Annotated in this window: 16 protein-coding genes; 9 read left to right on the top strand and 7 right to left on the bottom strand. The window is 63.1% G+C overall.

The window, feature by feature from the left end; translation table 11 throughout:
• Positions 1–177 precede the first annotated feature (177 nt).
• From ccoN to ASN89_RS16730, 6 genes are read left to right on the top strand one after another with little or no spacing between them, the layout of a single operon-like run.
• Positions 178–1,605: a cytochrome-c oxidase, cbb3-type subunit I gene (gene ccoN, locus ASN89_RS16705; protein WP_034752511.1), complete on the top strand. Its 1,428-nt coding sequence runs from the start codon at positions 178–180 to the stop codon at positions 1,603–1,605.
• Between the two features lie 15 nt (positions 1,606–1,620).
• Complete coding sequence (gene ccoO / locus ASN89_RS16710) at positions 1,621–2,235, top strand: cytochrome-c oxidase, cbb3-type subunit II (RefSeq protein ID WP_058050071.1); 615 nt, start codon at positions 1,621–1,623, stop codon at positions 2,233–2,235.
• A gap of 1 nt (position 2,236) precedes the next feature.
• The gene (locus tag ASN89_RS16715) at positions 2,237–2,440 is read left to right on the top strand and encodes a cbb3-type cytochrome oxidase subunit 3 (protein WP_035823305.1); all 204 of its coding nucleotides are present in this window, start codon (positions 2,237–2,239) and stop codon (positions 2,438–2,440) included.
• Positions 2,433–3,353, top strand: coding sequence for a cytochrome-c oxidase, cbb3-type subunit III (gene ccoP / locus ASN89_RS16720; RefSeq protein WP_034752517.1), 921 nt, complete (start codon positions 2,433–2,435; stop codon positions 3,351–3,353). Before ASN89_RS16715 ends, ccoP begins: the two co-directional genes overlap by 8 nt.
• A gap of 4 nt (positions 3,354–3,357) precedes the next feature.
• On the top strand, positions 3,358–4,740 hold the full coding sequence (ccoG, locus tag ASN89_RS16725; RefSeq protein ID WP_082654612.1) for a cytochrome c oxidase accessory protein CcoG: 1,383 nt from the start codon (positions 3,358–3,360) through the stop codon (positions 4,738–4,740).
• A gap of 53 nt (positions 4,741–4,793) precedes the next feature.
• Complete coding sequence (locus ASN89_RS16730) at positions 4,794–5,318, top strand: FixH family protein (protein WP_058050072.1); 525 nt, start codon at positions 4,794–4,796, stop codon at positions 5,316–5,318.
• A gap of 3 nt (positions 5,319–5,321) precedes the next feature.
• Here the strand turns inward: ASN89_RS16730 and fnr are convergent, their stop codons facing one another.
• Entirely contained in the window at positions 5,322–6,080 is a 759-nt protein-coding gene (gene fnr, locus ASN89_RS16735; RefSeq protein ID WP_058050073.1) for a fumarate/nitrate reduction transcriptional regulator Fnr, read from the bottom strand.
• A 238-nt stretch (positions 6,081–6,318) separates the two neighbouring features.
• On the opposite strand from fnr, the gene ASN89_RS16740 reads away from it, so the two are divergent.
• The gene (locus ASN89_RS16740; protein WP_058050074.1) at positions 6,319–9,393 is read left to right on the top strand and encodes a response regulator; all 3,075 of its coding nucleotides are present in this window, start codon (positions 6,319–6,321) and stop codon (positions 9,391–9,393) included.
• Positions 9,394–9,491: 98 nt separating this feature from the next.
• Here ASN89_RS16740 and ASN89_RS16745 read toward each other — a convergent pair whose 3' ends face one another.
• Genes ASN89_RS16745 through modA form a run of 4 tightly spaced genes read right to left on the bottom strand, consistent with a single transcriptional unit; the run spans position 9,492 to position 12,452 of the window.
• Entirely contained in the window at positions 9,492–10,259 is a 768-nt protein-coding gene (locus ASN89_RS16745) for a TOBE domain-containing protein (protein WP_058050075.1), read from the bottom strand.
• Positions 10,260–10,299: 40 nt separating this feature from the next.
• Positions 10,300–11,001 carry a sulfate/molybdate ABC transporter ATP-binding protein gene (locus ASN89_RS16750; RefSeq protein WP_058050076.1) on the bottom strand — a complete coding sequence of 234 codons (702 nt, stop codon included), beginning with the start codon at positions 10,999–11,001 and terminating at the stop codon, positions 10,300–10,302.
• A gap of 5 nt (positions 11,002–11,006) precedes the next feature.
• A complete protein-coding gene (modB, locus tag ASN89_RS16755; RefSeq protein WP_058050077.1) occupies positions 11,007–11,678 on the bottom strand; it encodes a molybdate ABC transporter permease subunit in 672 nt (223 codons plus the stop codon).
• Positions 11,679–11,693: 15 nt separating this feature from the next.
• The gene (gene modA, locus ASN89_RS16760) at positions 11,694–12,452 is read right to left on the bottom strand and encodes a molybdate ABC transporter substrate-binding protein (RefSeq protein ID WP_058050078.1); all 759 of its coding nucleotides are present in this window, start codon (positions 12,450–12,452) and stop codon (positions 11,694–11,696) included.
• 137 nt (positions 12,453–12,589) lie between these two features.
• Between modA and ASN89_RS16765 the strand changes: the two genes are divergently transcribed.
• Positions 12,590–13,822: a putative DNA modification/repair radical SAM protein gene (locus ASN89_RS16765; RefSeq protein WP_058050079.1), complete on the top strand. Its 1,233-nt coding sequence runs from the start codon at positions 12,590–12,592 to the stop codon at positions 13,820–13,822.
• Positions 13,819–15,237 (top strand): UdgX family uracil-DNA binding protein, encoded by a 1,419-nt coding sequence (locus ASN89_RS16770; protein ID WP_058050080.1) that lies wholly within the window; start codon positions 13,819–13,821, stop codon positions 15,235–15,237. Before ASN89_RS16765 ends, ASN89_RS16770 begins: the two co-directional genes overlap by 4 nt.
• A 3-nt stretch (positions 15,238–15,240) precedes the next feature.
• On the opposite strand, the gene ASN89_RS16775 is transcribed toward ASN89_RS16770, so the two are convergent.
• Together ASN89_RS16775 and ASN89_RS16780 are read right to left on the bottom strand one after the other, a co-directional pair.
• Entirely contained in the window at positions 15,241–16,254 is a 1,014-nt protein-coding gene (locus ASN89_RS16775; RefSeq protein WP_046681787.1) for a bile acid:sodium symporter family protein, read from the bottom strand.
• 207 nt (positions 16,255–16,461) lie between these two features.
• A complete protein-coding gene (locus ASN89_RS16780; RefSeq protein WP_034752546.1) occupies positions 16,462–16,824 on the bottom strand; it encodes a BON domain-containing protein in 363 nt (120 codons plus the stop codon).
• Between the last annotated feature and the right edge of the window lie 8 nt (positions 16,825–16,832).

Below are 16,832 nucleotides of genomic sequence, written 5' to 3' on the forward strand. Positions count from 1 at the left end.
TGCAGGGATCTTGTATGGCTTTTTTGAGCGGAATTTGACCGAAATACCGCTTTATTTCGATGCCAGTTCGCTACGCTTATTTCATCCGGGGAATTTTGATCCACATCAAAGTTTTTTCACGGTCAAACACTTACTCTCTGGCCACCATCATAAATAGTAATTCCAGGGAGAGTCTTTGTGGATCAATCGCTGAACTATAACTACAAGATCGTGAAGCAATTCGCGGTCGCTACTGTGGTATGGGGCATCATCGGCATGCTGGTTGGCGTTATCATCGCCGCTCAGCTGGCCTGGCCTGCCCTGAACCTCGACATACCATGGCTGACATACGGACGCCTGCGTCCGCTGCACACGAATGCGGTGATTTTCGCCTTCGGCATCTGCGGCCTGTTCGCCACCTCGTACTACGTTGTCCAACGCACCTGCCAGGTGCGCCTGTTTTCCGACAAACTGGCCGCCTTCACCTTCTGGGGCTGGCAAGCCGTGATCCTGTGCGCCGTCGTCACCTTACCCATGGGCATGACGCGCGGCAAGGAATACGCGGAACTGGAATGGCCTATCGCCATCCTCATCGCCGTCGTCTGGATCGCCTACGCCATCGTGTTCTTCGGCACCCTGATCAAGCGCAAGGTCAAGCACATCTACGTGGCCAACTGGTTCTTCGGCGCCTACATCCTGGCCGTGACGATTTTGCACGTGGTCAATGGCGCCGTCATGCCAGCCTCGTTCACCAAGTCGTATTCCGCCTATGCGGGCGTGCAGGACGCCATGATCCAGTGGTGGTACGGCCATAACGCGGTGGGTTTCATCCTCACCGCCGGCTACCTGGGCATGGTCTACTACTTCATCCCGAAACAGGCCGAGCGCCCCGTGTACTCGTACCGTCTGTCGATCGTCCACTTCTGGGCGCTGATCTTCACCTACATGTGGGCGGGTCCGCATCACCTGCACTACACGGCATTGCCTGACTGGACGCAATCGATCGGCATGGTCTTCTCGCTGGTCCTGCTGGCACCAAGCTGGGGGGGCATGATCAACGGCATCATGACCCTGTCGGGCGCCTGGCACAAGCTGCGCACCGACCCGATCCTGAAATTCATGATCGTCTCGCTGTCGTTCTACGGCATCGCCACCTTCGAAGGTCCGATGATGTCGATCAAGACCATCAACTCGCTGTCGCACTACACCGACTGGACCGTTGCCCACGTGCATGCGGGCGCCCTGGGCTGGGTGGGCTTCATCACCATGGGTTCGATCTACTACCTGCTGCCGCGCCTGGCTGGCCGCACGCAGATGCACAGCACGCGCCTGGTCGACGTGCACTTCTGGGTGGCCACCATCGGCATCGTGCTGTACATCGCCGCCATGTGGATCGCCGGCGTGATGCAGGGCCTGATGTGGCGCGCGGTCAATCCGGACGGCACCCTGACCTACACCTTTGTCGAGAGCGTGAAAGCGACGTATCCGTACTACGTGGTGCGCGTGGCCGGTGGCCTGCTGTACCTGTCGGGTATGTGCATCATGGGCTACAACACCTGGATGACCCTGCGCGGCAGCAAACTCCCCGTCGCCCGCATTCCGGAACTGAACGCGGCGCACGCCTGATAGGAGCGAAAGCAAATGAAATTTTCACATGCATGGATTGAGAAAAACCCCTGGCTGCTGATCGCCCTGGTCACGGTGGTGATCAGCATCGGCGGCGCCGTCGAGATCGTCCCCCTGTTCTTCCAGAAGAGCACGACGGAACCGGTCGCCGGCCTGAAGCCGTATTCGCCGCTGCGCCTGGCGGGCCGCGACATTTACGTGCGCGAAGGCTGCTACAACTGCCACTCGCAGATGGTGCGTCCGCTGCGCGCGGAAACGGAACGCTATGGCCACTATTCGGTCGCCGGCGAGTTCGTCTACGACCGTCCGTTCCAGTGGGGTTCCAAGCGCACGGGGCCCGACCTGGCCCGCGTGGGCGCCCGCTACAGCGACGAATGGCACCGCACGCACTTGAACAACCCGCGCGACGTGGTGCCCGAGTCGAACATGCCGTCCTACCCCTGGCTGGCGAAGACCAAGCTGGTGCCTGACGAAATCGTGCCGAAGATGCGCGCCCTGAAACGCCTGGGCCAGCCGTACAGCGATGAAGAGATCGCCGCCGGCCCCGCGCAGCTGCAGGACAAGACGGAAGAAGACGCCCTGGTCGCCTATCTGCAAGGCCTCGGTACATTAATCAAAACAAGGAATTAGCATGGCAATCGAAAACCTGTTTGACAGCGCCAGCAGCGTCATGACGGTGGTTTCCTTTACGACGTTCGTGGGCATCCTGTGGTGGACGTTCAGCCGCAGCAACAGCGACTTCGACGCGGCGGCGCGCCTGCCGTTCGCCGACGACGCGCTCGACTATCCGGCCGAGGCCGAGATGAATCTGGCGAAGGAGCATCACCATGGCTGACTTTACCAATGGCTTCTGGAATATCTACATCATCGTGCTGTCCCTGCTGGGCATCATCGGCTGCGGCGTGCTGCTGTACTCGCAGTCGAAAGTGAAAGTGGTCGCCGGCGCCCCCGCCGACGGCACCACGGGCCACGTCTGGGACGAGGACTTGAAGGAACTCAATACGCCGATGCCGCGCTGGTGGATGTGGCTGTTCTACATCACCATCGTCTTCGCGCTGGCCTACCTGTTCCTGTATCCCGGCCTGGGCAACTATGCCGGCAGCCTGGGCTGGAAATCGACGGGCCAGTACGAGGAAGAGCTGAAGAAGGCGGAAGCCGACTACGGCCCCCTGTTCAACAAGTACCTGAGCCAGGACTTGAAAACGGTGGCCGCCGACCCGCAGGCGCAAGCCATCGGCCAGCGCCTGTTCCTGACCTACTGCGCGCAATGTCACGGTTCGGATGCGCGCGGCAACAAGGGCTTCCCCAACCTGACGGACAAGGACTGGCTGTATGGCGGCGAACCCGACATCATCAAGACCACCATCCTGCACGGCCGCAATGGGCAGATGCCGCCGATGGGCGCCGCCCTGGGCTCCGAAAAGGATGTCGAGAACGTGGCCCATTATGTGCTGAGCCTGTCCGGTTCGACGTCGGATCCCGTCAAGTCCGTGCTGGGCAAGGCCAAGTTTGGCGCCTGCATGGCCTGTCATGGCGCCGATGCAAAGGGTAACCAGATGCTGGGCGCACCGAACCTGACGGACAAGGTCTGGCTGTACGGCGGCAGCGCCGATACCATCATGGAAACCGTACGCAAGGGACGCAGCAACACCATGCCGGCCTTCAGCGATTTCCTCGGCGAATCCAAGGTGCACGTGCTGTCGGCGTATGTCTGGAGCCTGTCGAATCCCCAGACGCCCGTGAAATGATGTAATGGAACCTCAAGTCATCAAGATGTATGCGGCCCGCGAGCAAATCTACCCTCGCGAGGCCAAAGGACGCTACGCTACCTGGCGATGGGTATGCGTATGGCTTACCCAGCTCGCGTTCTACGGCTTGCCGTGGTTGACCTGGAACGGCAGGCAAGCCCTGCTGTTCGACTTGACCACGCGCAAGTTCTACATTTTCGGCGTCGTGCTGTGGCCCCAGGATTTCATCTACCTGGCGGCCCTGCTGATCATCTGTGCGTATTTGTTGTTCCTCGTCACGGCCATTGCCGGGCGGGTGTGGTGCGGCTTCTCTTGCCCGCAAACGGTATACACGGAAATCTTCCTGTGGGTCGAACGCCGCATCGAGGGCACGCGCAGCGCGCGCATGGCCCTCGACAAGCAGGGTCCTTCCGTGCGCAAGGCGTTCAAGAAGACGGCCAAGCACCTGGTGTGGGGCGCCATCGCCCTGTGGACGGGCTTTACCTTTGTCGGCTACTTCACGCCGATCAAGGAACTGGCGCAGTCGGTGACCACCTTGAATTTCGGTCCCTGGGAATGGTTCTGGGTCTTGTTCTACAGCCTGGCAACCTACGGCAACGCGGGCTGGCTGCGCGAGCAGGTGTGCAAATACATGTGCCCCTACGCGCGCTTCCAGAGCGCCATGTTCGACCAGGACACCCTGATCATCACCTACGATGCCAAGCGCGGCGAACCACGCGGCGCCATGAGCAAGAAGGCCGGCAACAACGACAAGCTGGGCGATTGCATCGATTGCACCCTGTGCGTGCAGGTGTGTCCGACCGGCATCGATATCCGCAACGGCCTGCAGTATGAATGCATCGGCTGCGCCGCCTGCGTCGATGCCTGCAACAGCGTGATGGACAAGGTCGAGCGGCCGCGTGGCCTGATACGCTACAGCACCGACCATGCGATGGAAAACAACTTCAATTCGAAGCAGATACGCCAGCGCGCCATGCGTCCGCGCGTCCTGATCTACACTTCCATCCTGGCCCTGATCATCATCGCCGTATGTACCTCGCTGGCCCTGCGCACGCCCCTGAAAATGGACGTGATCCGCGACCGCGGTTCGATGGGGCGCGAAGTGGAAGACGGCATGATCGAAAACGTCTACCGCCTGCAGATCATGAACACGTCCGAGCAAAGCCAGCATTTCAAGATCAGCGCTACCGGCTTGCCGGGCCTGACCTTGCTGACGCGCGAAGAAGTGACCTTGCAACCGACGGAAACGCTGGGCTGGCCGATCCGCCTGCGCGTGCCGCACGGCGTGGGCGAAAAGGGCTCGAACAAGATTGCGATCGAATTGCAATCGCTGGACGACCCGTCGCTGCATGTGCGTGAAAGCGCGGTCTTCATCGTGCCGCGTTAATGCAGGAAGGTCGGTCCCCGCACGGGGACTGGCCGTTTAAAAGGAGAAATACCATGTCCGACAGTCTGAAACTGCAGCCTCGCGTTGCACCGTGGTACAAGCATCGCTGGCCATGGCTGCTGATGATCGGTCCCGGCCTGTCCGTGGTCGTCGGCAGCTTCATGGGCTATATCGCGTTTACGCAGCCCGACGCGCTGGTGGTGGGCGATTATTACAAGCAGGGCAAGGCCATCAACCAGGATTTGAAGCGCGACACGATCGCCAGCGACCTGGCCATGGATACGAGCCTGGCATACGACGTGGCGTCAGCGCGCCTGACCGGTTCCGTGCACAGCTTCGGCAAGGCCTATCAGGCTCCTTTGCAGCTGCACCTGGCGCATGCGACCTTGCCGGAAAAAGATATCAAGCTGCTGGTGCAACCCGATGCGGCCGGCAATTTCTCGGTCGCGCTGCCGATGCTCGAGCGCAGCCGCTGGCAAGTGCTGGTGGAAAACGACAAGCGCGAGTGGCGCCTGTCCGGCATCTGGACCTGGCCCGTGCAACGCAGCATCGCGCTGCATGCCGACGAAGAACTGTAAGCCTTATTTACAGACGTCCGTGCCTGCCGTAATGGCTTTTAACTTGGCCGGCTGCAAGATCTCGATCTCGCGGTTCGAGACGCGCAGCCAGCCCTCCTTCTTGAATTTGGACAATAAACGGCTGACGCTTTCGATGGTCAGGCCCAGGTAGTTGCCGATTTCCTCGCGCGACATGCGCAACTGGAAATTGCTGCCCGAATAGCCGCGCGCTTCATAGCGCGACGCCAGGTTGACGATGAAGGCGGCAAAGCGCTGCGTCGCCTGCATATTGCCCAGCAACAGCATCACGCTTTGCTCGCGCGTGATTTCCTGGCTCATCATGCGGTGAAAATGACGCAGCAGGGTCGGCATATTGCCCAGCAATTGTTCCAGGCTGGAAAACGGGATTTCACACACTTCGCTGTCTTCCAGCGCCACCGCATTACAGTGGTGGCGGTCGGCGCTGATGGCGTCCATGCCCAGCAGTTCGCCGGCCATCTGGAAACCCGTCACCTGCTCTTCGCCACCGGGATTGATCTGGTACGTCTTGAAGTGCCCCAGACGGATCGCGTACAGGTTCTGGAACGAGTCGCCGATGCGGAACAGCGAGGCGCCGCGCACGACCTTGCGGCGGCGGCCGATGATCTGGTCCAGCCTGTCCATGTCGCCCATATCGAGGCCCATCGGCAGGCACAATTGATGCATGCTGCAGGTCGAGCATCGCGCACGCAACGCTTCCACGTTCACTGTGGGCAAGGTTGGAGTGAGGAGCGCTTCAGTCATGTCAGTACCTTTTAGAAAATGCAACAACAAGTTTACTGCATAAGGGTTGCCGTGTGCCAATTTCACCGCAATTTCGGCGAATAAACGACGTCCAGCCTTTAATTATATGGCAACATCGTCAAAAGCCCATGCGGGAAGGGCCATTTGCGCGGCGGCGCTTGCCAAGCTGGGGTATTGATAGGAAAATTCCTGACAGCATTATCTGCCGCCTGTGCCGCCCGGTACTGAAAAGGAAATCATGAAGCCTCTCGGCATCAAAGCAAAAGTCGCGCTGGCCACCAGCCTGACCTCGATCGCCATGATCGCGCTGGTCACCATGATCCAGGTGCAGCACATGCGCGACGACTTCACGCGAGTACTGCTGAGCCAGCAGTCATCCCTGATCAGCCGCACTGCTGCCGAGCTCGACGACAAGCTGGGCATGCTGCTGCAGATCGTCACCCTGACGGCCAGGCAGCAGCCGCCGGAATTGATCGCCCAGCCCGCCCAGTTGCGCGAATACTATTCGCGCCGCTCGATGCTGGTGCTGTTCGACGACGTGCTGGTGCTCGACGCGCAGGGCGCCGTCGTGGCCGACATGCCGGAAGTGGCGGGACGCGCCGGCATCAACGTTGCCGAACGCGAGTATTTCCAAACCGTCCTGCGCACGCGCCAGCCCATGATCACCGAACCGATGCTCGGCAAATCGAGCGGCATGCCCATCGTGCAGATGGTGGCGCCCGTGCTGGCCGCCGATGGCCAGGTGGCCGGCGTGGTGATCGGCGTGCTGCGCCTGTACAAGGACAACCTGCTGGGGCGCCTGCGCTCGGAAAAGATCGGCAAGAGCGGCTATTACTTCATCCTCACGCGCGGCGCCGTGCCGCGCTACGTGCTGCACCCCGATACCAGCCGCTTGCTGCAGCCGCGTCAGCCGAACGCCAACCTGACGACCACCCAGTTGCTGAAGGAAGATGGCGAAGGCAGCATGGTCAGCACCAACAGCCGCGGCATCACGGCCGTCAACAGCTTCAAGCGCCTGAAATCGGTGAACTGGCTGCTGGCCACCTCGCTGCCCGTGGCTGACGCCTTCGAGCCGTTCGATGGCGTGCTGTACCGGCTGGTGCTGTGGAGCATCCTCGCTTCGCTGCTGGCCGCAGCCGTGCTGGGCTGGGTCACCGTGCGCCTGCTGTCGCCACTGGTGCGCCTGCGCGACACCCTGCTGGCCCTGCGCACCAGCGGCAGCCGTTTCACCCCCGTGCCGGTGCAGCAGCGCGACGAGATCGGCGAACTGACGGAAGCGTTCAACGGCCTGATGAGCGAACGCGACCGCCTGCAGCAGGAACTCGAATCGCGCGCGGCCGAGCTGGAACAGGAGCGCGACCGGGCCGAGGCGGCCAACCGCGCGAAGAGCGATTTCGTGGCCAACATGAGCCATGAAATCCGCACGCCCCTCAATGCCGTGCTGGGCATGGTGTATTTGCTGGGCAATACCAGGCTCGACACGGAACAGCGCAAGTATCTGACCATGGTCAGAGTGGCGGGCCAGTCGCTGCTGGGCATCCTCAACGACGTGCTCGACTATTCGAAGATCGAGGCGCGCCGCATGGAATTGTCGCCCGTCGAATTCGACCTTGACGAAGTCATGAATACCCTGGCCACGACGATGACGATGAATGCGGGCGAAAAGGAGCTGGAACTGGCCATCGCCGTCGAGCCCGACGTGCCGCGGCGCCTCGTGGGCGACGCCCAGCGCCTGCAGCAAATCCTCGTCAACCTGGCCGGCAACGCCATCAAATTTACCGAGAGCGGCGAAGTGGTGGTGGCCGTCAGCCTGGCCGAGAGCGAGAGCGGCCGCGCCTGGCTGCGCTTCGAAGTGCGCGACACGGGCATCGGCATGACGGAACTGCAGCAACAGCAGCTGTTTTCCGCGTTTTCACAGGGCGACCAGAGCATCACGCGGCGCTTCGGCGGCACGGGCCTGGGCCTGGCCATCAGCAAGCAGCTGATCCACATGATGGGCGGCGAAATCGCCGTCGCCAGCAGCGAAGGCAAGGGCAGCCGCTTCTGGTTCAGCGTGCCCTTCGAGATGCTGGCGCAGCCGGCAGAAACGCGGCGCACGCCGGCCCTGGGCCAGCTGCGCCTGCTGGTGGCCGACGACAACCGCACCACGCGCGAACTGATCGTCAAGCTGATCGAGGCGTGGGGCTGGCTGGCCGACGAAGTGGACTCCGGCTTTGCCGCCATCGAACTGTACCGCGAGCGCCTGGCGCAGCAGCAACCGTACGACGTGGTGCTGGCCGACTGGCACATGCCCGTGATGGACGGCCTGGCCACGGCCAAGGCCATCCGCCAGGCGGCCAGCGGGCAGCGCCAGCCCATCGTGGTGATGGTCAACGCCTTCGCCCGCAACCACCTCGAGGAAATCTCCAGCGCGGCCGAAGCCGACGTCGTGCTGATGAAGCCGATCACGGGATCGAGCCTGTTCGACGCCCTGCACCAGGCCCTGATCGCCAAGAACGACGGCGGCGAGCAGCGCATCCTGCACCAGCCGCTGGGCACGGAACTGGCGGGCGTGCATTTCCTGCTGGTGGAAGACAATCATTTGAACCAGGCCGTGGCGCGCGGCATCCTCGAACACATGGGCGCCACCCTGGACGTCGTGGGCGACGGCTTGCAAGCCGTGGAGCGGCTGCGCACGGAAGCGCTGCGCTACGACATCGTGCTGATGGACATGCAGATGCCCGTCATGGACGGATTCAGCGCCACTCACATCATCCGCACAGAATTGCGCCTGAGCCTGCCCGTGATCGCCATGACGGCCGGCGTGCTGGCGTCCGAGCGCGAACGCTGCATGACGGCCGGCATCAGCGACTTCATCGCCAAGCCCGTGGTGGTGGAAGAGATGATGGAAGTCATCCTGCGCCACCTGCCCAAGCGCCCGCCAGTGCAGACGGCCGAGCCGGTACGCGTCGCCGATGAGGAGGTGTTTTCCATGGCGCCGCTGATGCGCGTGATGGGACGCGACGCGAAGGGGCGCGGCGTGCTGCGGCGCATGGTCGACGACGCGCTGAACAAGGGCATGACGCCCGTGCGCGACGCCGAAACGGCGTTGCAATCGGGCCGCCACAGCGACGTGGCGCGCATCCTGCACAGCGTGCGCGGCTCCGTCGGCACCCTGGGCACGAAACGCCTGATCCGCGCCGCGTTCGCCACCGAGGAAGCCATCGACGCAGGCCGCCTGGACGAGGTGCCGGCGCTGCTGGCGCATACGGCGCAGGAGCTGGAACTGGCGCTGGTGGCGGCGGCGGATTGGTTGTCCAGGCTGAAAGATTAGAAGGGTAGGTCGGATTAGCGGCGGCACGCCGCGTAATCCGACAACATTGTTGGCGGATCATGTCGGATTACGCGCAAGCGCTAATCCGACCTACGCACTTATGCGGGCACACCGAGTATCACGCTCGACGCCTTGAACATCGCTGTCACGCTGCTGCCAATCTCGATACCCAGGTCCGTACTGCTCTGATTGGTGATGATGGCGGCAATCGTGCCGCCGCGCGGCAGGTCCAGCACCACTTCCGTGTTGACGGCGCCCGTCTGCACGCGCGTGACCGTGCCGGCCAGCTGGTTGCGCGCGGAAAAGCGCGCGCCTTCGCTGTCGGCCACGAGGATGATGGACGAGGCCTTGATCAGCGCAAACGCTTCCGCGCCTGGCACCAGGCCCAGGCTGGCGCTGCTGCCTTGCGTGACGATAGCCACGATGTGCTGGCCGCCGGGCAATTCCAGAGTGACTTCGTCGTTGACGGCGCCCTGTTTCAGTTCGGCCACCTTGCCCAGGAATTGATTGCGTGCCGTCGTTTTCATGGCCATTCTCCGTATGAGTAAAAGATCGTCGGCGATGCCTTCGGCCTGGCTGCCCAGCTGGCGCAGGTAGCGGGCATGTTCGCGCTCGATGATACGGAAATTGTCGACCAGCTGGCGTCCCCGTTGCGTCAGCCGCGTGCCGCCGCCGCCCTTGCCGCCCGTCAGGCGCTCGACCAGCGGTTCGCCGGCCAGATTGTTCATCGCGTCGATGGCGTCCCAGGCCGCCTTGTAGCTCATCTTTACAAGCTTGGCCGCCTGCGTGATGGAGCCGCATTCGGCGATGGCGCCCAGCAATTCCACCCTGCCGGCGCCGCCCAGGTTTTCTCCGCCCACCGTCATCCATACCGAGCCTTGCAGGCCGATTCCCGCTGCCGCTGATTTATCCAATGCGTTCACCCAATGCCATGTGGTCTTCCCTGTTATCGATCTGTCCGTCGCGCAAGTACAGCACGTGTTCACCCAGGATGCGCGCATCTTCCGGATCGTGCGTGATCAGGATCATGGGCACGTCCAGGCGCTGCTGCCACTGGCTCAATTCCAGCCGCATTTTGACACGCAGGGCCGGATCGAGGGCGGCAAACGGCTCGTCGAGCAGCAGCGCGTTGGGTTCGGCCACGAGCGCCCTCGCCAGCGCCACCCGCTGGCGCTGGCCTCCGGACAACTCGTCGGGGAACTGGTGCGCCAGTTCCTGCAAGTGGAAGGCGTCGAGCCAATGCTCGACTTTGGCCAACTTTTCGCGCACGCGCGGATTGAACCAGCCGCGGCTCAGGCCAAAGCCCACGTTCTGGCGCACCGTCAGGTGCGGGAACAGCGCGTAATCCTGGAACAGGTAGGCGACGTTGCGCTGCTGCGGCGGCAGGTTGATGCCGGCGGCGGAATCGAACAGGGTGCGCCCGTTCAGGCGGATATGGCCTTCGTCCGGCGTGAAGAGGCCGGCAATGGCTTTCAGGGTCATGCTCTTGCCGGCGCCGGACGGGCCATACATGGCGATGCGCTGGCTGCCTGAGGTGCATTGCACCTGTAGATCGAAGCGGCGTTTGCCGGAGCGCAAGGTGGCGCGGATGTCAAGGTCGAGTTGCATAGTGGTCATTTATGAGCGACGCGCCCGGGCGCCAGGCGGCCAGCCGACAGCAGCACCACGATGCAGACAAACGAGATGATCACGACCAGCGTATTGGCCACGTCGTCCTGGCCCGCCTGCACGGCTTCATACACGGCCACCGACAGGGTCTGCGTCTTGCCGGGGATGCTGCCAGCCACCATCAGGGTGGCGCCGAATTCGCCCAGCGCGCGCACGAATCCCAGCAGCACGCCAGCCAGGATGCCGCGCCAGGCCAGCGGCAACGTGACGCGAAAGAAGATCGCCATTTCCGAAATGCCCAGCACGCGGGCCGCCTGCTCGAGCTGGCCGTCGACGGCCTCGAAGGCGGCGCGCGCGGGCTTGAAGACGAGGGGAAAAGCCACCACGGTGGAGGCGATCACGGCGCCCTGCCACGTAAAGATGAGGTTGATACCGAAGTTGTCCTGCAGCCAGATGCCCAGGGTGCCGCGCCGGCCCAGCAGCACCAGCAAATAATAACCGAGCACGGTGGGCGGCATCACCATCGGCAGGGTTAACAGGGCGTCGAGCAACTCGCGCCCGGGAAAACGCGTGCGCGCCAGCAGATAGCCCGTGCCGATGCCGAGCAACAAGTTGAGCGCCGTGGCCCACGCCGCCACTTTGAGCGACAGGGCCAGCGCGGTCCAGGCGATATCCATGCGCAGTCGTTTGCTTTATGGTTTCTTGAAACCGTACTTGACGAGGATGGCTTGCGCCGGCGCCGTCTGCAAATAGCTGACGAAGCGCTTCGCTTCGGCCGCATTGCCGCTGCCCTTGATGGTGGCGATCGGGTACAGCACGGGCGCGTCCAATGGCACGTCGAGCACGACGTTGACCTTGTCTTTCATGATGGCCGCGTCGGTGGCGTAGACAAAGCCCGCATCGACTTCGCCGCGCGCCACGTAGTCGAGCGACTGGCGCACGTTCTGCGTGCCGATGGCTTTAGGTTGCACGGCGTCCCACAGCTTGGCCTTCTTCAGCGCGCCTTCCGAATAGCGGCCGACGGGCACGCTGGCCGGATTGGCGATGGCTACGCGCGTCACGTCCTTGTGCGTCAGGTCGCTCAAGCTCTTGATGCCCAGCTTGCTGTCGTGCGGCACGATCAGCACCAGGCTGTTGCCGACGAAGTCCATGCGATCGGCCGGCAAGACGAGGCCCTGCTTTTGCGCCGCATCCATGGTTTCCTGGTCGGCCGAGGCAAACACGTCCACGGGCGCGCCCTTGACGATCTGTTGCAACAGCACGCCCGAGGCGGCAAAATTCAAGGACACCTTGCTGCCCGGATACTGCGCCTCATAGCCCTGCGCCGCCTCCTTGAACGCATTCGTCAGGCTGGCCGCGGCCGACACCACCACTTCGCCGGCAAGGGCGGACGAGGCGGCGGTGGCGAAGAGGGCGGCGCCAAGCAGTGTGGCGAGGGAGGTGAGGCGCATGATCGTATCCTTGATGAGAAGAGAACCAGGCCCGTAATATACACCGATATATAGCGTTCTGCCATCGCACAGGTCAAGCCAGCGCAATGCTGATTCCCTGATATACTGTATATAAACACAGTATATCGAGGTGAGCCATGGAATTGACGGACAAGCTGGAAATCCTGGCCGACGCGGCCAAGTACGACGCGTCCTGCGCCAGCAGCGGCGCACCCAAGCGCGATTCCATCGGCAAGGACGGCTTCGGCGCCACCTCGGGCATGGGCATTTGCCACAGCTACACGCCGGACGGGCGCTGCGTCTCGCTGCTGAAGGTATTGCTGACCAATTACTGCCTGTACGACTGCCAGTACTGCGTCAACCGCCGCAGCTCGAACGTGCCGCGCGCGCGCTTTACGGTGGCCGAGGTGGTCAAGCTTACGGCCGACTTTTACCTGCGCAACTACATTGACGGCCTGTTCCTCAGTTCCGGCATCATCCAGTCGGCCGACTACACGATGGAACAATTGGTGCAGGTGGCGCGCGAGTTGCGCGAGGTACACCAGTTCCGCGGCTACATCCATTTGAAAACCATTCCCGACGCCGATCCGGCCCTGATCGCGCAGGCGGGCCGCTATGCCGACCGCCTCAGCGTCAATATCGAATTGCCGACACAGGACAGCGTACAAAAGCTGGCGCCGGAAAAGAGCGTGCATACGATCAAGCTGGCGATGGGTTCCATTCGCCGCAAGCTCGACGAGAAGGCGGAAGAACCGCGCTCGCCGCGTTTCGCGCCCGCCGGGCAAAGCACGCAGATGATCGTCGGCGCCGACGCCAGCGACGACCAGCAGATCCTCTTCACGGCCGAGACCTTGTACGGCAGTTATAAACTCAAGCGCGTGTATTACTCGGCCTTCAGCCCGATCCCGGACAGCCCGAAAAGCGTGCCGCTGGCGCCGCCACCCATGCTGCGAGAACACCGGCTGTACCAGGCCGATTTCCTGCTGCGCAGCTATGGTTTCCAGGCCAGCGAACTGCTGCCCGCCACGGGCGGCAACCTGGCGCTCGATATCGATCCGAAACTGGCGTGGGCGCTGGCGCACCGCGAACATTTTCCGCTGGACTTGAACCGCGCCGCGCAGCACATGATCGCCCGCGTGCCCGGCATCGGCCTGCGCAATGCCCAGCGCATCGTCGACCTGCGACGCTTGCGGCAAGTGCGCTACGCCGACCTGTCGCGCCTGCGCTGCAGCATGAAGAAAATCTCCCCCTTCATCATCACGGCCGACTATTTTCCCGCGCGCGACACCACCGCCTCGGAACACCTGCGGCGCGCCATGGCGGAGGCGCCTCAGCAGATGAATCTGTGGCCGGAGCTGCAGGCCGCATGAGTACGGTGGTGCGGCTGGCGCAGACGTTCGACGAGTGGCGCGCTGCCGCAAGGGAATTGATCGCGCGCGGCGTAGCACCTGCCGATGTGGCCTGGCAGTCGCAGCCCGGTGAGGGCGACCTGTTTTCCGCCACGCCGGATGCCACGGATACCGGCGCGCCACGGCTGCGCCTGCCCCGTCCCCTGGTGGAATTGCTGGAAAGCGCCGCCTGCTTCAACGCGCCTGACCGCTGGGCCTTTTTGTACCAGGTGCTGTGGCGCTGGCAGCTGGGCCAGCACGACGTGATGTCGCCCGCCGACGCGGACGGCGCGCGCCTGCACGCCATGATCAAGGCCGTGCACCGCGAGGAGCACGACATGCATGCGTATGTGCGCTTTCGCGAGCGGCCGGAATGCGAGGGCCCGCCCCGTTTTGTTGCCTGGTTCGAACCCGTGCACGAGGTGCTGCCGCAAGTGGCGCGCCACTTTGCCCGCCGCATGGGAGCTACCAGCTGGATGATCGCCACGCCCGCCGCCAGCATGCTGTGGGATGGCACGACCTTGCACGCGGGACCGGCCCTGCTGAGCGGCGCGGCCGATATCGACGATGCGGGCGAAGCGCTATGGCTGACCTACTACCGCAGCATCTTCAACCCCGCGCGCGTGAATGCGGATTTGCTGCACAGTCATATCCCCTCGCGTTTCTGGAAAAATCTGCCGGAAGGCGCCATCGTGCCCGCCATGCTCAGCGGCGCCGCCAACGGCGAACGGCGCACGGGCCAGACGGCCAGCGTGGGCCAGCGCAGCGGCGCCACCACGATCCCGATTGCCGCCGAGCGCGCCCAGCCCACGCGCGAGGTAGCGACCAGCCTGGACCAGTGCCGCCGCTGCGAACTGTGGCAACACGCCACGCAAGCCGTGCCGGGCATTGGCCCGGCACAGGCGCGCATCATGCTCGTGGGCGAGCAGCCGGGCGACCAGGAAGACCTGGAGGGCTTGCCGTTTGTGGGCCCGGCCGGTGCGCTGCTCGAGCAAGCCATGCAGGAAGCGGGCATGGCGCGCGACAGCATCTACCTGACCAACGCCGTCAAGCATTTCAAGTGGGAACCACGCGGCAAGCGCCGCCTGCACAAGACGCCCGCGCAGCGCGAAATCCTCGCCTGCCATGGCTGGCTGGAAGAAGAGATCGAGCGTGTCCAGCCGCAGGTGATCGTGGCGCTGGGCAGCACAGCCTTGAAGTCCATCCTGCAGGACGGTGCGGTGAGCATGACACCGCTGATCGGCACGACTATCGAGCATGCGGGACGCTCGGTGGTAACCGTGTATCACCCGGCATACGTGCTGCGCGCGCCTGATGAGGGGAGTCGGCGGCAGGCTTACGCGGTGATCGTGGACGGCCTGCGGCAGGCACTGCTGTTGGGGCCTAGGGCAGGGTAGCCATCACAACGTCGTCGCCGGCACATCCTGCCCCTCATCGCGCCGCGCATAGCGTTGCGCGATCACGGCGCAGATCATCAGCTGAATCTGGTGGAACAGCATCAGCGGCAAGATCACCATGCCCAGCGAACGGGTGGAAAACAGCACCTTGGCCATCGGCACGCCACTGGCCAGGCTTTTCTTCGAGGCACAAAAGACGATGGCGATTTCATCTTCCTTGTTGAAGCCCAGGCGGCGGCTGACAAAGGTGGAGATGCCCAGCACCAGCGCCAGCAGCAGCAGGCTGATCAGGCCCAGGGCGACCAGGGTTTCTACCGAGATCGTATGCCACAGGCCTTCGCTGACGGCTTCGCTGAAGGCCGTGTAGACCACCAGCAAGATCGAACCTTGGTCGACATACTTCAAGGTAGCTTTATGGCGGTCGACCCAGCGGCCGATCCAGCGGCGCAGGAACTGGCCGGCCAGGAATGGCAACAGCAGTTGCATGACGATGGACAGCACGGCGTCCACGGACGACTTGCTTTCCGCGCCCTTGGCCACCAGCAAGCCCACGAGGATGGGGGCAAGGAAGATGCCGATGAAATTCGAGGCCGAGGCGCTGCAGATGGCGGCCGGCACGTTGCCGCGCGCCATCGCCGTCATGGCGATCGACGATTGCACGGTGGACGGCAGCGCGCACAGGAACAAGATGCCCATGTACAGGTCCGGCGTGAGGAAGGTCAGCGCCAGCGGACGCAGGGCCAGGCCCAGCAGCGGAAACAGGACAAAGGTGCTGGCCAGCACCAGCAAGTGCAAGCGCCAGTGCATGGCGCCTGCCACCACGGCTTCGCGCGACAGCTTGGCGCCATGCAGGAAGAAGAGGGCGCCGATGGCGACCGTGGTGATATTGCCGAAGACCACGGCCGTCTGGCCCGTGCAGGGCAGGAAAGTGGCCAGCGCCACGGTGACGAGCAGGGCGATAGTGAAATTATCGGGTTTCAAATTGCGCAGCAGGGCAGCGGGAGAAAAAGAAGACATGCGGTAACCTGGTAACGGCGCAGCCTTGCAACAGAACGCTGTGCCGGGGATGACAAACGGCGCCGGGAGCGGCGCCAGTGCTGGCTATTCTAACCGCATTGCCCAGCTCCTTGCCTGGCGGCATGGCTTGCCGGGAAAAACCGTGCGTGCAAAAAAATGCCCTGTCCGCAGACAGGGCAACCCGGAGTAAAGTACAGCGCGAGGGGATTAACCGGCGGCTTTGACTTTCAGCTCGTTCTTGATTTCTTTAACGCCGCTCACGGAAGCGACGATCTGCACGACGCGGTCACCCGCTTCGGCGCTCGGCACGTCGCCCGACAGGACGACCACACCTTGCTGGGTTGCTACCTTGACTGGCAGGGCAGCGGCTTGCGCATCGGCGCTCAGGGCGGCCTTGGCCGAGGAAGTGATGGTTTCATCAGGGACGGCTGCGGCAGCGTTGGCGGCCACGACGGTGTCAGCAGGAGCTTGTGCTTTTGGTGCGGAGTCAGCGGCATGCGAAGCGGTGATCGAGGCGCCCGACAGTACGATAGCGGCAACCAGGGTGTTGAACAGTTTCGATGTTTGCATGGTAGTTC

The organism is Janthinobacterium sp. Ant5-2-1 (assembly GCF_001445815.1).
In the GTDB taxonomy this organism is placed as follows: Bacteria; Pseudomonadota; Gammaproteobacteria; order Burkholderiales; family Burkholderiaceae_D; genus Janthinobacterium; species Janthinobacterium lividum_E.

Excerpts from the sequence above, each read along its gene's own strand:
- ccoG (WP_082654612.1), top strand. The coding sequence starts at position 3,358 with ATGGAACCTCAAGTCATCAAGATGTATGCGGCCCGCGAGCAAATCTAC.
- modA (WP_058050078.1), bottom strand. The coding sequence starts at position 12,452 with ATGCGCCTCACCTCCCTCGCCACACTGCTTGGCGCCGCCCTCTTCGCC.
- ccoP (WP_034752517.1), top strand. The coding sequence starts at position 2,433 with ATGGCTGACTTTACCAATGGCTTCTGGAATATCTACATCATCGTGCTG.
- ASN89_RS16770 (WP_058050080.1), top strand. The coding sequence starts at position 13,819 with ATGAGTACGGTGGTGCGGCTGGCGCAGACGTTCGACGAGTGGCGCGCT.
- ASN89_RS16780 (WP_034752546.1), bottom strand. The coding sequence starts at position 16,824 with ATGCAAACATCGAAACTGTTCAACACCCTGGTTGCCGCTATCGTACTG.
- ASN89_RS16745 (WP_058050075.1), bottom strand. The coding sequence starts at position 10,259 with ATGACGGTGGGCGGAGAAAACCTGGGCGGCGCCGGCAGGGTGGAATTG.
- ASN89_RS16775 (WP_046681787.1), bottom strand. The coding sequence starts at position 16,254 with ATGTCTTCTTTTTCTCCCGCTGCCCTGCTGCGCAATTTGAAACCCGAT.
- ASN89_RS16765 (WP_058050079.1), top strand. The coding sequence starts at position 12,590 with ATGGAATTGACGGACAAGCTGGAAATCCTGGCCGACGCGGCCAAGTAC.
- fnr (WP_058050073.1), bottom strand. The coding sequence starts at position 6,080 with ATGACTGAAGCGCTCCTCACTCCAACCTTGCCCACAGTGAACGTGGAA.
- ccoO (WP_058050071.1), top strand. The coding sequence starts at position 1,621 with ATGAAATTTTCACATGCATGGATTGAGAAAAACCCCTGGCTGCTGATC.
- ASN89_RS16750 (WP_058050076.1), bottom strand. The coding sequence starts at position 11,001 with ATGCAACTCGACCTTGACATCCGCGCCACCTTGCGCTCCGGCAAACGC.
- ASN89_RS16715 (WP_035823305.1), top strand. The coding sequence starts at position 2,237 with ATGGCAATCGAAAACCTGTTTGACAGCGCCAGCAGCGTCATGACGGTG.
- ASN89_RS16740 (WP_058050074.1), top strand. The coding sequence starts at position 6,319 with ATGAAGCCTCTCGGCATCAAAGCAAAAGTCGCGCTGGCCACCAGCCTG.
- ASN89_RS16730 (WP_058050072.1), top strand. The coding sequence starts at position 4,794 with ATGTCCGACAGTCTGAAACTGCAGCCTCGCGTTGCACCGTGGTACAAG.
- modB (WP_058050077.1), bottom strand. The coding sequence starts at position 11,678 with ATGGATATCGCCTGGACCGCGCTGGCCCTGTCGCTCAAAGTGGCGGCG.